The sequence below is a fragment of the Sphingobium chungbukense genome (assembly GCF_001005725.1).
GTDB classification, from domain to species: Bacteria; Pseudomonadota; Alphaproteobacteria; order Sphingomonadales; family Sphingomonadaceae; genus Sphingobium; species Sphingobium chungbukense.
The window spans coordinates 583,731-595,847 of the sequence record NZ_LBIC01000001.1 but is presented as its reverse complement, the minus strand read 5'-3'; the positions used below and the strand labels follow the sequence as shown (position 1 = coordinate 595,847).

The window sequence follows — 12,117 nt, the reverse complement described above, 5'->3', positions numbered from 1 at the left end:
AAAGCGGCTTATTCCGCCGCTTCCGCCTTTCCCGCGTCGGTGGTTTCAGCCTCCAGCTTTGCCGCTTCGATCTCCGCCGCCTTGGCTTCCACGAGGCTGACGATATGGTCGATCATGCCTTCGTCCTGAATCGTATGATCGGTGAGGCCGGACAAATAGACCATATGCTTGCCCGCGCCGCCGCCCGTCAGGCCGATATCGGTTTCCCGCGCCTCACCGGGGCCATTCACCACGCAGCCCAGCACGGACAGCGATAAGGGCGTGTGGATATGCTGGAGCCGTTCCTCCAGCGCCTGCACGGTTCGGATCACGTCGAAACCTTGACGCGCGCAACTGGGGCAGGAGATGACCTTGACCCCACGTGTCCGAATGCCGAGCGATTTCAGGATTTCATAGCCGACCCGCACTTCCTCTTCCGGTTCGGCGGAAAGGGAGACGCGGATGGTATCGCCGATCCCGGCCCAGAGCAGGTTGCCGATGCCGATCGCGCTCTTCACCGTGCCGCCGATCAGCCCGCCCGCCTCGGTGATGCCCAGGTGAAGCGGACAATCGACCGCTTCGGCCAACTGCATATAGGCGGCGACGGCCAGGAAGACGTCGCTCGCCTTCACCGCGACCTTATATTCATGGAAATCCTGGTCCTGGAGCAGCTTGATATGGTCGAGCGCGCTTTCCACCAGCGCCTCCGGACAAGGCTCGCCATATTTTTCGAGCAGGTCCTTTTCGAGGGAGCCTGCATTGACGCCGATACGGATCGAACAGCCATTGGCCTTGGCCGCGTCGACCACTTCCTTCACCCGCGCCTCGCTGCCGATATTGCCGGGGTTGATGCGCAGGCAGGCGGCGCCCGCATCGGCGGCTTCCAGCGCGCGCTTATAATGGAAATGGATGTCGGCAACGATCGGCACGCGGGCGGCGCGGACGATCTGCTTGAGGGCTGCCGTGGATGCCTCGTCGGGACAGGAGACGCGGATAATGTCCACGCCCACTTCCTCGCAGCGACGGATCTGGTCGATCGTCGCCTTGACATCGTGGGTCGGCGTGTTGGTCATCGTCTGCACCGTGACCGGGGCGCCACCGCCCACGGGCACATCGCCGACCATGATCTGGCGGCATTGGCGGCGGGCGATGTCGCGCCAGGGACGCAGGCCGGGATTATGATCGGACATGAAAAAGGGGCTCCATGATGATGGAGCCCCTATAGGGATTAATGATGAAAGTTAGAAGCGCGAGCTGTTTTGCGTTTCAGCAAAGCCGAAACGAGCGGCACGGCTCCTTCATCAAAAACGGGCCGTCAGCGATGCGGCGACCTGATCCGCATTGCCGCTGGTCTGCGCCAAAGTGGTCGCCGTCACGGTCGCGGGCGTGGGATAATAGCTGTCCGGACGGACGATGTTCGCCTTTTCCACGAAGGTATGCGCGTAGCTGACGTTGAGCGCGAAGGCAGGCGAGATGTTGAAAGTCGCCCCGCCCGTCAACCAGGCCCGATCGCCATCGGGCACGCGGGTCGTCAGATGCTGCGCATTGGTCGGCGTGCGGTCGAACATCGTGCCTGCGCGCAGGGTCAGAGCGGGGCTGACATCATATTCGCCGCCCAGGCTGACGCTGTAGCTGTCCTTGTAATCCAGTTCCTTGTTGGAGGTGCCGGCGGCGGAGGTGATGGCGATGCCCTTGAACTTCGACCAATTATACCAGCGGCCGCTGATCATCGCGCGCAGGTTCGGGGTCAGGCGGTGCATGAACCCCACGGTGACGATATCGGGGAGGTCGAGCGGCGCCGAGGCATCCAGCGCGCTGTTGGCCGCGGCGATCGGACCCAGAAGCCCCGATATGGTTTGCGTGCCGGTCAGCTTGTGCTTGATGCCCGAACGGTAGGAGACGCCGACATTGGTGGCGCCGTTGGTATAGAACAGGCCTGCGTTCCAGCCGACCGACCAGTCATCGCCCTTCAGCCGCGCGAAACCGTCGGCCGGGGCCAGCGGCGAAAGCTGCGGCAGGGCATTGGTCAGCGTCGCCTTCACATATTGCACGTCGACGCCGCCGCCGATCGAGAAATTGTCGTTGAGCTTATACGCGGCGCTGGACTGGATATTATAGGTTTTGAGATTGGTGTAGAGCGAGTCATAGCGGCCGAAGAAGCCGTCGTCATATTTCAGCTTCAGACCAAAGGGGGCGTTGACACCCACGCCCAGCCACAGGCGGTCGGTGACCTGGCCCGTCACATAGAAGCTGGGAATGGGAATGACCTTTTCGAACGGATTGCCGCCGTCATTGCCCGTTACGGGCACCTTCACCCCCGGCAGCGTCGGCACGGTGCGATTGGTGCCGCGATTGGTCTGATGCGCGGAAGCCATGAGGGCGCTGCCACCGATCGAGGTCTGGATGCCTGACAGGTTGGTCATCGCGGCGGGATTGAAGAAGATGGCCGACGGATCGTCCGCCGCGGCACCCGCGCCCGCCAGCGCACGGCCGGTTTCTATCGCGGATTGTTCCTGAAGGTAGAAGCCACCCGCCAGGGCGGGAGCGGGCAGCGCCAACACGCCGGTTAGCAAAAGACTGGCAATGATCGGACGGCGCAATGGCATGACAATTCCTCTCCTGAGTGCGACCTGTGGCATGAACTCCTACCGTGAAACGGCCCCTGAAAGCCCTGCCTGTATAAGCAATATGATTAAATTAACGTTCGAAAAGCCCTAATTTTCGCGCCTTCGCGCTTTACCTTCCTCCTGTTGCGGGAAGGACGCTACGGCAGGAAGCGCAATTGGCCGATCCTGGCAGGGCAAAAAAAAGCCGCCCAGAGGACGGCTTGAAAGTTTTAGGAGAGGATGCCTGAAAGGCCCGTCCCTTTTGCGGTGCAGCGGGAATTACCGCAAATGCGAAAAACGAAGAGCTGGTTGCATTTCATGCAATCGTCATCCCTTTGCCCGCTTTTCGTAACGGAATTCCTGCCTTCATTCATGTGCGATGGCGTCATTTTTGCCCATGGAATGTCGATCGGGGGCCTGAAACGCGCGAATCACACCCGAATCGGCCAATTGCGAATCGATTTCGGCAATCAAGCGCGTCAGGCCCGCTTCCGTTGCTGACTCAGCCCTCGCCACCAGCACATCCTGCGTATTGGATGCGCGCAGCAGCCACCAGCCATCGACAGTGCTTACCCGAAGCCCATCGGTTTCATCGACCTCTGCGCCGACCCTGTGCAAACGATCGCGCACTTCCTCCACCACCGCGAACTTGCGGCTTTCATCCACCGGGAAACGGATTTCAGGCGTGTTGATGAGCGCAGGCATGGCATCGTGCAGCGCCGCAAGGCTCCGCCCGAGCCGCGTGAGGCCCCGGATGAGGCGCACTGCGGCGTAGAGCCCGTCGTCATAGCCGTAATAATCGTCCGCGAAGAAGACATGGCCGGTCATTTCGCCACCCAGGGGAGCGGCAACTTGCTTCATTCTGGACTTGATGAGGCTGTGGCCCGTCTTCCACATCAGCGGCCGTCCTCCCAGTTCGGCAATGCGGTCGAACAACGCCTGGCTGCTCTTCACATCCGCGACGATCGGGGCGTTCGGACGGTCCTTCAGCACCAGTTCGGCGAAGATGCCCAGCAACTGATCGCCCCAGATCACCCGGCCCTTGCCGTCGATCACGCCGATCCGGTCGCCGTCGCCGTCGAAGGCTACTCCGAAATCGAGTTTCTTCGAGCGGACAAGCGCCTTGAGGTCAGCCAGGTTGGCCTCGACAGTGGGATCGGGATGATGATGGGGAAAATGTCCGTCTATCTGGGTGAACAGCACATGATGCTCACCCGGCAGGAGCTTGACGAGCTTGTCCACAACAGGGCCGGCGGCGCCATTGCCCGCATCCCACCCGATGCGCCAGGCGGCGCCGTCGAACCCCTCCACGAGCCGCGCGGCATAGCGGTCCATGATCGCGACGGTTTCGACGGTGCCGGCGCCTTCGCTCCAGTCGCCCGCCGCGGCCATGGCGCCCATTTCCAGGATGTCCGGCCCAAAAAAAGCATTGTGCTGAAGCACCAGCTTGAAGCCGTTGTGATCGGCGGGATTATGGCTGCCGGTTATCTGAATGCCGCCGTCCACATCCAGGACCGCTTCGGCATAATAGAGCATGGGCGTTGGGCCGAGACCTATACGGACGACGTTCGTGCCGGAGTCCTGAAGACCCTTCACGACCGCCTCTTCCAGCGCCGGGGAACTCAGCCGCCCGTCATAGCCGATCGCAATCCGTGATCCGCCCGCCGGGCTGATGCCTCTCCGCCTGACGATCGTGCCGAAGCTGCGGCCGACGGCATAGGCATCGGCTTCGGTCAGGGTCCGCCCGACCACCCCGCGCATGTCATATTCGCGCAGGAGCGTGGGATGGAAGCGGTGGGCCATGACATCCTCTCCCTTACACGATCAGTGGCGTTGCGACATGTCCTTGATCAGCAGGTCGCGGGCCGCATTGATCTGGGCGGCCAGCGCCTCCGTACCACCCTTGTCCGGATGAACCGAGGCGATCAGGCGGCGATGCGCGGCGCGCACCGCACGGGCGTCCGCATCCGGCCCGACGCCCAGCAGCTCGCGCGCGTCGATCACCGCCTGGGGGGAAAGGGGTTGCGGAGCCGGCTTGCCCGGTCCGGACCTTTTCCGGCCGGGCTGGCTTTTGGCGAAGAAGAACAGCGTAGCGCCCACCAGCAGCGGCGCGCCGATCAGCGGCTTGCCCTTGGCCGCCATAATCGCGCCGACCAGGGCCGTGCCCAGTGCCATGCCATCCCGTGCACTCATGCGTTGCAGTCGTCCCGTCCAGATAAGCCAGGCCGCAAGCCCGACCAAAGCCAAGGCAAGCAGACCCATCAGGCCGCGCCGAGCAGATCCAGCGGCGCCACTTCATCACGGGCGGGGAGGGCAAGGCCCGATACCATTTCCCGCAGTTCCTGCCGTGCCGCGATATGGCTGACACCCAGTTCACCCAGATGCCCCTTGTCGAGCAGGGTGAGCCCCGAGGGGAAGAGTTCGCGGAAGATCACGCGCTCCGACAGGCCCGGAATCACGCGGAATCCGACGCGGCGGGACAGTTCCATCAGCGCGTCGCCAACCCGCTTCTTGTTGCGGGCGTCATGATGCTGGACGCGGTTGCGCAGCACCACCCAGTCGATGGTCACGCCGTCCGCCTTGGCGCGGGTCTTGCGGGCCTCGAAGATCAGCTCGGAATAGAAGGAGAGGCGCTTCACCTTGAAGCTTTCCGCATCCACCTGCCCGATCAGGTCGAAATCGACGAAACTGTCGTTCATCGGAGTCACCAGCGTATTGGCGCGGGCGGCCATGTGACGGGCATAATCATCATCGCGGCCGGGCGTATCGACCACCAGGAAATCCTTGCCCTGCGCCACGGCGGCGGCCTGTTCCTCCAGCGCCTCGACACTGTCGCCCTGGAACACCGCGAAGTCCGGAGTCGGCAGGTCGATGCCGCGCCGACGCGCGGTTTCGGCGCGGTTTTCCATATAGCGGGTGATGGTGCGCTGACGCGGGTCGAGGTCGATCATGCCGACGCGGTGACCCAGCACCGTCAATGCGATGGCTGTATGGACGGCGGTCGTGGACTTGCCGGTTCCGCCTTTCTCATTGGCGAAGACGATATGATGCGTTTGGGCGTTCGCCATCGGACCTTGATAACCCCGTTGATTGTCGCAATGTCAGTTGACCGTTCCAGCCGGCCGTGCCTTAGCAGGATATACCCCTGTTGATGCCCTTATCGGAGCCACTCCCGTCGTGCAAACTCTCCGTGACCTGCCCTCTCTCCGTGCCGCCGTCGACGCGCTGAAAAATGACGGAAAGCCGCTGGCGCTGGTGCCCACCATGGGGGCGCTGCATGACGGGCATATGGCGCTGGTCGAGGAAGCGCGGCGCCATGCCCGGCATGTGGTCGTGTCGATCTTCGTCAATCCGCGCCAGTTCGGCGTGAACGAGGATCTGGATGCCTATCCGCGGCGCGAGGCCAAGGACGCGCAGATGCTGCAGGCGGCCGGAGTCGACATTCTCTGGGCGCCCACGGTCGAAGTCATGTATCCGGCCGGCTATGCCACCAACATCTCCGTGTCCGGCGTGACCGAAGGGTTGGACGGCGCGGCGCGGCCAGGGCATTTCGACGGCGTGGCGACCGTGGTGACGAAATTGTTCAACCAGGTCCGTCCGGACGTCGCGCTGTTCGGCGAGAAGGATTATCAGCAGCTCGCCGTGATCCGGCAGATGGTCCGCGATCTGGACGTTCCGATCGAGATCGTCGGCGTGCCAACCCAGCGGGCGGAGGATGGCTTGGCGCTTTCCTCCCGCAATGCCTATCTGACCGAGGAAGAACGCAAGGATGCGCTGGCTCTGCCCCGCGCCCTGGGCGAAGCGGCGCGGCAGATGGAAAGGGGCGCCACCGTCGAAGCCGCCATCGCCAAGGCGATCGCGCTGCTGGCCGCGCATGGCTTCGACCCGATCGATTATGTGACGCTGTGCGACGCGGTGACTCTGGAACCGATGACGGTGCTGGACCGCCCGGCGCGGCTGCTGGGCGCGGCGAAGATCGGCAAGACGCGGCTGATCGACAATATTCCGGTCGATCCGGTCTGACAGCCCGTTATCCCGGCGGAAGCCGGAATGACGACCCTGTCAAAACGGCTTCACGATCACCGCGATCACGATCACCGCGGCGGCGATTCCGGGAATCTCATTGAGCAGCCGCAACTGCTTCTCGCTCAGCGGCCGCAACCCCTTGGCCAGCTTCTTCGCATAGCCCGCAATCCAGCCATGATAGCCCGAAAGGCCCAGCACGAAGAGCAGCTTCAGGTGGAACCATCCGAAATGCCAGGCGCCGATCTCCACCATCAGCATAAGGCCGAACACCCAGACGAGGATGATCGACGGATTGAGGATGATCTTGAGCAGCCGCCGTTCACGGTCGATCCACTTCCGGTCCTCATCCGACCCGACCGGGCATTGCTGATGATAGACGAAGAAACGGGGCATCATGAACAGGCCCGCCATCAGGAAGATGACGAAGATGACATGCGCGGCTTTGACCCACAAATAGGCTGCTCCCAGATAAGGCATCGTTCAGTCTCCCGCTATGGCCGATCCCGGCGCACATAGCTAAGCAGCGCTTCGACATGATCAATGGGGGTGTCGGGCAATATGCCGTGCCCCAGGTTGAAGATATGTGGCCGTCTGGCGAAGGCCGAACGGATATTGTCGACGGCCTCTTCGACCGCCCTGCCGCCCGCGATCAGGGCCAGCGGATCGAGATTCCCCTGCACCGGGAGTCCCTTCGGCAACGCGCGATCGGCCCAGTGCGGGTCAACCGTTTCGTCGACGCCGATCGCATCCACGCCCGTCCCGGTCGCATAATCGGCCAGCTTCGCCCCCGCGCCCTTGGGAAAGCCGATCACCGGAATCTCCGGATGGATCGCCTTCAGCTTATCCACGATCCGCCGGTTGGGCTGGATCACCCAGCGCTCGAACTCCAGCGGCGCAAGGCTGCCCGCCCAGCTGTCGAAAAGCTGGACGGCCTCCACGCCGGCCTCGATCTGTCCGGAAAGATAGACGACGGTGGCGTCGATGATCGCATTGATGATCGCATCGAATTTTTCGGGATTCTGATAGGCGAGGCGGCGGGCCGCGCCCTGATCCTTGCTGCCCTGACCCGCGACCATATAGGTGGCGATGGTCCAGGGGCTGCCTGCGAAGCCCAGGAAGGTCACCTGTGGGTCCAGCGCGGCCTTGACCTGCCTGACCGTCTCATAGATCGCCTCATAGCGGCTGAAATCGGGTTTCAGGGCCGACAGGTCCGTCTCGGCCAGGATCGGTGCCAGGCGCGGGCCTTCCCCGGCCTCGAACCAGAGATGCTGGCCCATGGCATAAGGCACGATCAATATGTCGGAAAACAGGATCGCGCCGTCGAACCCGAACCGGCGCAGGGGCTGGAGAGTCACTTCCGCCGCCGCCGCACTGTCATAGACCAGTTCGAGGAATCCGCCCTTTTCGGCTCGCAGCGCGCGATATTCGGGCAGATAGCGGCCCGCCTGGCGCATCAACCACATCGGCGGCACCGCAGGACACGCGCCTTTGAGGACGGAAAGCAAGGGCTTGGGCGTCGGGCCGTTCGAAAGGCCGGCATCAGGTCCCGTCATAAACTCTCTTATATTTAGATTCAAAAAGGATGATGGAGATAGTGGGGCGGTTGGCAGCGGGGTTTATGCGCTGTGCCCGGATTTGCCAACAACTTGACTCCCTGCGGTGGCTGATTCCGGTCCGAGTCAGTCCGCTTATCCCCATTATCCACAGTCTGTGGATAGGAATTTCCGTCTGTTGGCCGGCTGTGGAGAAGATTTCCGGAATCGAGGATGGCGATAAGTGCCTGATTCTGCCCGCAAGCTATGCCTTGATTTATCCACAGCCTCCCCACAGAGATATGCTTCATGTCCCGTATCCATCTCCACCTGCTTTCCGACTCCACCGGCGAAACGCTGGAGAATATCGCCAAGGCGGCGATCGGCGCCTTCGAGAATGTCGAGGCGGTGCGCCATTTCTGGCCGATGGTGCGGTCGGACCTCCATCTCGACCGGATCATGGAGGAGATCGCCGCCAATCCGGGTCTGGTGCTGTTCACCCTCTCCAACCATCAGCTTCGCCGGCGGCTGGAAACGCGCTGCCGGGCGCTGGGCCTGCCCCATGTCGCGGCGCTCGACAGCGTGACGGATGCGCTGTCCAACATATTGGGGCAGGAAACCCGCAACCGGCCTGGCCGAAAGCACATACTCGACGAAGCCTATTTCGCCCGGATCGAGGCGATCCAGTTCACCATCGCCCATGACGATGGCGTGGGCCATGAAAATTGGGAGGAGGCCGATATCGTCCTGGCGGGCGTGTCGCGCGCGTCCAAGACGCCGACCTCCATCTACCTCGCCAATCGCGGGTACAAGACCGCCAATATCCCGCTGGTGATCCAGTCGCCGCCGCCGCGCGCGCTTTATTCGCTGAAGCATCCGATGGTGGTGGGCCTGACCGTCAGCCCGGAACGGCTGGTGCAGATCCGCCGCAATCGCCTGCTGTCCTTGAATCAGGCGCCGGAGACCAGCTATGTCGATCTGGAAAAGGTGCAGGAGGAACTGGCCTTCGCCCGGCGCATGTTCGCGGACAATGGCTGGCCGGTGATCGACATGACCCGCCGCTCGATCGAGGAAGCGGCGGCGGCCATCATCAACCTGTTCAACGACCGCGTGCTGGCGGAAGGAGCCTGAAATCATGATCGTGCTGGCATCGCAAAGCGCGAGCCGCCGGGCACTGCTGGAGGCGGCGCAGGTGCCGTTCGAGGCGCTGTCGCCCGGCGTCGACGAGGAAGCGGCCAAGGAAGCGCTGCGTGCCGATGGATTGAATGCCCGGCAACTGGCCGATGCGCTGGCGGAGCTGAAGGCGCTGCGCGTGTCGCGACGGGTGCCGGGCGGGCTGGTGCTGGGTTGCGACCAGACTCTGAGCCTGGAGGACGGGACGATGATCGACAAGGCGCTCGACCGCGCCGATGCCGAGCGGATATTGAAACTGCTCTCGGGCGGGGTGCATCATCTGCACAGCGCGGCAGTGATCGCACTGAATGGCGAGCCGATCTGGCGGCATATCGAGCGCGTTCGCATGACAGTGCGGCCTTTGTCGGACGCTTTCATCGCCTCCTATCTCGATGCGGATTGGGAAGAATGCCGCTGGTGCGTCGGCTGTTACCGGATCGAGGGGGTAGGCGCGCAGCTCTTCGCGAAGGTGGAAGGCAGTCAGTTCGCGATTCAGGGCCTTCCGCTGCTGCCTTTGCTTGACTTTCTGCGCGTCCGGGGCGTTCTGGCGTCATGACCGACAAGCTCCCTTATGCCGAAGTGATCGGTGATCCGATCGAACACAGCAAATCGCCGATGATCCACAATTTCTGGCTCGATGCGCTGGGGATAGAGGCGGAATATAAGAAGACCCATGTGACCAGCGAAGGCCTGCCCGCCTATTTCCTCGCCCGGCGGGCCGATCCCGACTGGCTGGGCTGCAATGTCACCATTCCGCATAAGATCGCGGTGATGGACTATACCGACGATCCTGGCGGCGTGCGCGAGCGGATCGGGGCGATGAACACCATCGCGAGCGAAACGGGCGGACCGTTGATCGGCACCAACACCGATGCGGGCGGATTCCTCCAGCCGCTGCTGCGCGACAAGTGGAAGGGGCAGAGCGCGGTGCTGGTCGGCGCGGGGGGTGCGGCGCGGGCGATCCTGTTCGCGCTGACCAGTCTGGGCGTGCCCGACATCACCGTCATGGCCCGCGACGCGGGGCGAGGGCAGGCGTTGCTCGACCGCGCAGGGGTCAAGGGCCGGGTGATCGGCATGACGGATGCGCTGCCCAAAGCCGACCTGCTGGTCAACACGAGTTCGCTCGGCATGGTGGGGCAACCGCTGCTGGACCTGGACCTCAAACCGCTGGCTGATGACGCGACCGTCTATGACATCGTCTATGCGCCGCTGGAGACGCAATTGCTCAAGACGGCGCGGACAAGGGGTCTCAGGACCCTCGATGGGCTGGAAATGCTGATCGGGCAGGCGGCGCTGGCCTTCGACATCTTCTTCGATGCCGAGGCGCCCCGCGAGCGGGACGAAGAATTGCGCGCCTTGCTGCTCGCCGCCTGATATCCATGAAGATTATGGCATGAAGATCTACGGCCTCACCGGTTCCATCGGCATGGGTAAGTCGGCCGTGGCCGCCATGTTGCGGCGCGAGGGCGTGCCTTTGTTCGACGCCGATGCCGAAGTGCACCGGTTGCAAGGGCCGGGCGGGGCGCTGCTGCCCGCCATAGAGGCCCGCTTTCCCGGCACCACCGGCCCCAAGGGTGTCGACCGTGGGAAGCTGGGCGCGGCGGTCTTCGGTCATCCGCAGGAACTGAAGGCTCTCGAAGCCATTGTTCATCCCGCCGTGCAACAGAGCCGCAAGGCGTTTCTGCGCCGTCATCGGTCGCGAAAATTCGTCGTGCTGGACATTCCGCTGCTGTTCGAGACCCATGGCTATCGCAAGCTGGCGGGCGTCATCGTGGTGACGGCGCCCGCCTGGAAGCAGCGCAAGCGAGTCCTGGCCCGGCCGGGCATGACAGCGGCAAAATTCAGGCGGATTGTCCATCTGCAAATACCCGATGCTGAAAAGCGGCGGCGGGCGGACTATATCATCCACACAGGGACGACCTTCGCCGAGACGCGTTTCCAGGTACGCCGCTTGGTCGCTTGCCTTGGCGCAAAGAGAGTCCGATAAGGGAGGTCCGGTGAGGTTGGCCGGAAAGAGTCGTTGAAGAGGGCGATGCGCGAGATTATTTTCGACACCGAAACGACTGGTTTCGACCCTGCCTCAGGCGATCGCCTGGTCGAAATAGGGTGCATTGAACTCCTCAACCGGGTGCCAACGGGCCGTACCTTCCACGCTTATTATAATCCGCAAAGGACGATGCCCGCGGCTGCAGAGGCCGTGCATGGGTTGTCCGACGGGTTCCTGAGGGACAAGCCGCTGTTTTCACATGGCGTCCAGGAATTGCTGGCCTTTCTGGAGGACAGCCATCTGGTCGCGCATAATGCGCGCTTCGACTTCGGCTTCCTCAATCATGAGTTGAAGCTGTGCAATCTGCCCGAAGTGTCGATGGACCGGATGATCGACACCGTTGCCATCGCCCGGCAGCTTCACCCCGGCGCCAAGCACAGCCTGGACGCGCTCTGCACCCGCTATGGCATCGACCGCAGCCATCGCATCAAGCATGGCGCGCTACTCGACGCCGAATTGCTGGCCCAGCTTTACATCGAACTGACCGGCGGCCGTCAGATCGGCCTTGGTCTTGCACAGGAGGAAGAGAAACTCGTTGGTAATATGGAACTTGCGGCGGAAGCCGCGGTTCGCCCTGTTCGTCCCGTGCGCGTCTTTACGGCCAGCGCGGAGGAGCTGGAGAGGCACGCTGCGTTCGTCGCGACGCTGGACAAGCCGCTCTGGCTGGAGGAGGCCTGATTACAGCCATCCTTTCGGGGATGCACTGCCTTCAAGCCTCCATGCCGACCGGGTCGCCATCCCGGGCGGTCCGGCA

At 62.9% G+C, this 12,117-nt stretch carries 13 protein-coding genes; 6 read left to right on the top strand and 7 right to left on the bottom strand.

All coding sequences use genetic code 11. The features are described from left to right. Window positions 1-8: 8 nt before the first annotated feature. From ispG to YP76_RS02925, 5 genes are all read right to left on the bottom strand, one after another. Window positions 9-1,169, bottom strand: a complete 1,161-nt coding sequence (gene ispG, locus YP76_RS02945; protein ID WP_046762086.1) for a flavodoxin-dependent (E)-4-hydroxy-3-methylbut-2-enyl-diphosphate synthase — start codon at window positions 1,167-1,169, stop codon at window positions 9-11. A gap of 111 nt (window positions 1,170-1,280) precedes the next feature. Further along, entirely contained in the window at window positions 1,281-2,585 is a 1,305-nt protein-coding gene (locus YP76_RS02940; protein WP_046762085.1) for an OmpP1/FadL family transporter, read from the bottom strand. A 366-nt stretch (window positions 2,586-2,951) separates the two neighbouring features. Continuing rightward, entirely contained in the window at window positions 2,952-4,388 is a 1,437-nt protein-coding gene (gene pgmG / locus YP76_RS02935) for a phosphoglucomutase/phosphomannomutase PgmG (RefSeq protein WP_046762084.1), read from the bottom strand. Between the two features lie 21 nt (window positions 4,389-4,409). After that, window positions 4,410-4,847 carry a molecular chaperone DnaJ gene (locus YP76_RS02930; protein WP_046762083.1) on the bottom strand — a complete coding sequence of 146 codons (438 nt, stop codon included), beginning with the start codon at window positions 4,845-4,847 and terminating at the stop codon, window positions 4,410-4,412. Continuing rightward, a complete protein-coding gene (locus YP76_RS02925; protein ID WP_046762082.1) occupies window positions 4,847-5,653 on the bottom strand; it encodes a division plane positioning ATPase MipZ in 807 nt (268 codons plus the stop codon). The genes YP76_RS02930 and YP76_RS02925 overlap by 1 nt, the downstream gene beginning before the upstream one ends. 109 nt (window positions 5,654-5,762) lie before the next feature. On the opposite strand from YP76_RS02925, the gene panC reads away from it, so the two are divergent. Further along, window positions 5,763-6,608: a pantoate--beta-alanine ligase gene (gene panC, locus YP76_RS02920; RefSeq protein ID WP_046762081.1), complete on the top strand. Its 846-nt coding sequence runs from the start codon at window positions 5,763-5,765 to the stop codon at window positions 6,606-6,608. Between the two features lie 39 nt (window positions 6,609-6,647). Here panC and YP76_RS02915 read toward each other — a convergent pair whose 3' ends face one another. Both YP76_RS02915 and hemE read right to left on the bottom strand, forming a co-directional pair. Further along, window positions 6,648-7,088, bottom strand: a complete 441-nt coding sequence (locus YP76_RS02915) for a CopD family protein (RefSeq protein ID WP_046762080.1) — start codon at window positions 7,086-7,088, stop codon at window positions 6,648-6,650. 14 nt (window positions 7,089-7,102) lie between these two features. Beyond that, window positions 7,103-8,164, bottom strand: a complete 1,062-nt coding sequence (gene hemE, locus YP76_RS02910; protein ID WP_046762079.1) for a uroporphyrinogen decarboxylase — start codon at window positions 8,162-8,164, stop codon at window positions 7,103-7,105. 288 nt (window positions 8,165-8,452) lie between these two features. On the opposite strand from hemE, the gene YP76_RS02905 reads away from it, so the two are divergent. From YP76_RS02905 to dnaQ, 5 genes are read left to right on the top strand one after another with little or no spacing between them, the layout of a single operon-like run. Further along, window positions 8,453-9,274, top strand: coding sequence for a pyruvate, water dikinase regulatory protein (locus YP76_RS02905; protein WP_046762078.1), 822 nt, complete (start codon window positions 8,453-8,455; stop codon window positions 9,272-9,274). 4 nt (window positions 9,275-9,278) lie between these two features. Further along, window positions 9,279-9,872, top strand: a complete 594-nt coding sequence (locus YP76_RS02900; protein WP_046762077.1) for a Maf family protein — start codon at window positions 9,279-9,281, stop codon at window positions 9,870-9,872. Continuing rightward, window positions 9,869-10,690, top strand: coding sequence for a shikimate dehydrogenase (gene aroE, locus YP76_RS02895; protein ID WP_046762076.1), 822 nt, complete (start codon window positions 9,869-9,871; stop codon window positions 10,688-10,690). The genes YP76_RS02900 and aroE overlap by 4 nt, the downstream gene beginning before the upstream one ends. Window positions 10,691-10,709: 19 nt before the next feature. Beyond that, on the top strand, window positions 10,710-11,303 hold the full coding sequence (gene coaE, locus YP76_RS02890; RefSeq protein ID WP_046762075.1) for a dephospho-CoA kinase: 594 nt from the start codon (window positions 10,710-10,712) through the stop codon (window positions 11,301-11,303). A 45-nt stretch (window positions 11,304-11,348) separates the two neighbouring features. Next, window positions 11,349-12,041 carry a DNA polymerase III subunit epsilon gene (gene dnaQ / locus YP76_RS02885; protein WP_046762074.1) on the top strand — a complete coding sequence of 231 codons (693 nt, stop codon included), beginning with the start codon at window positions 11,349-11,351 and terminating at the stop codon, window positions 12,039-12,041. The last annotated feature ends 76 nt before the right edge of the window (window positions 12,042-12,117 follow it).

Coding starts and splice junctions, on each gene's coding strand:
- pgmG (WP_046762084.1), bottom strand. CDS start 4,388: ATGGCCCACCGCTTCCATCCCACGCTCCTGCGCGAATATGACATGCGC.
- ispG (WP_046762086.1), bottom strand. CDS start 1,169: ATGTCCGATCATAATCCCGGCCTGCGTCCCTGGCGCGACATCGCCCGC.
- YP76_RS02930 (WP_046762083.1), bottom strand. CDS start 4,847: ATGGGTCTGCTTGCCTTGGCTTTGGTCGGGCTTGCGGCCTGGCTTATC.
- hemE (WP_046762079.1), bottom strand. CDS start 8,164: ATGACGGGACCTGATGCCGGCCTTTCGAACGGCCCGACGCCCAAGCCC.
- coaE (WP_046762075.1), top strand. CDS start 10,710: ATGAAGATCTACGGCCTCACCGGTTCCATCGGCATGGGTAAGTCGGCC.
- YP76_RS02925 (WP_046762082.1), bottom strand. CDS start 5,653: ATGGCGAACGCCCAAACGCATCATATCGTCTTCGCCAATGAGAAAGGC.
- dnaQ (WP_046762074.1), top strand. CDS start 11,349: ATGCGCGAGATTATTTTCGACACCGAAACGACTGGTTTCGACCCTGCC.
- YP76_RS02915 (WP_046762080.1), bottom strand. CDS start 7,088: ATGCCTTATCTGGGAGCAGCCTATTTGTGGGTCAAAGCCGCGCATGTC.
- aroE (WP_046762076.1), top strand. CDS start 9,869: ATGACCGACAAGCTCCCTTATGCCGAAGTGATCGGTGATCCGATCGAA.
- YP76_RS02905 (WP_046762078.1), top strand. CDS start 8,453: ATGTCCCGTATCCATCTCCACCTGCTTTCCGACTCCACCGGCGAAACG.
- YP76_RS02940 (WP_046762085.1), bottom strand. CDS start 2,585: ATGCCATTGCGCCGTCCGATCATTGCCAGTCTTTTGCTAACCGGCGTG.
- YP76_RS02900 (WP_046762077.1), top strand. CDS start 9,279: ATGATCGTGCTGGCATCGCAAAGCGCGAGCCGCCGGGCACTGCTGGAG.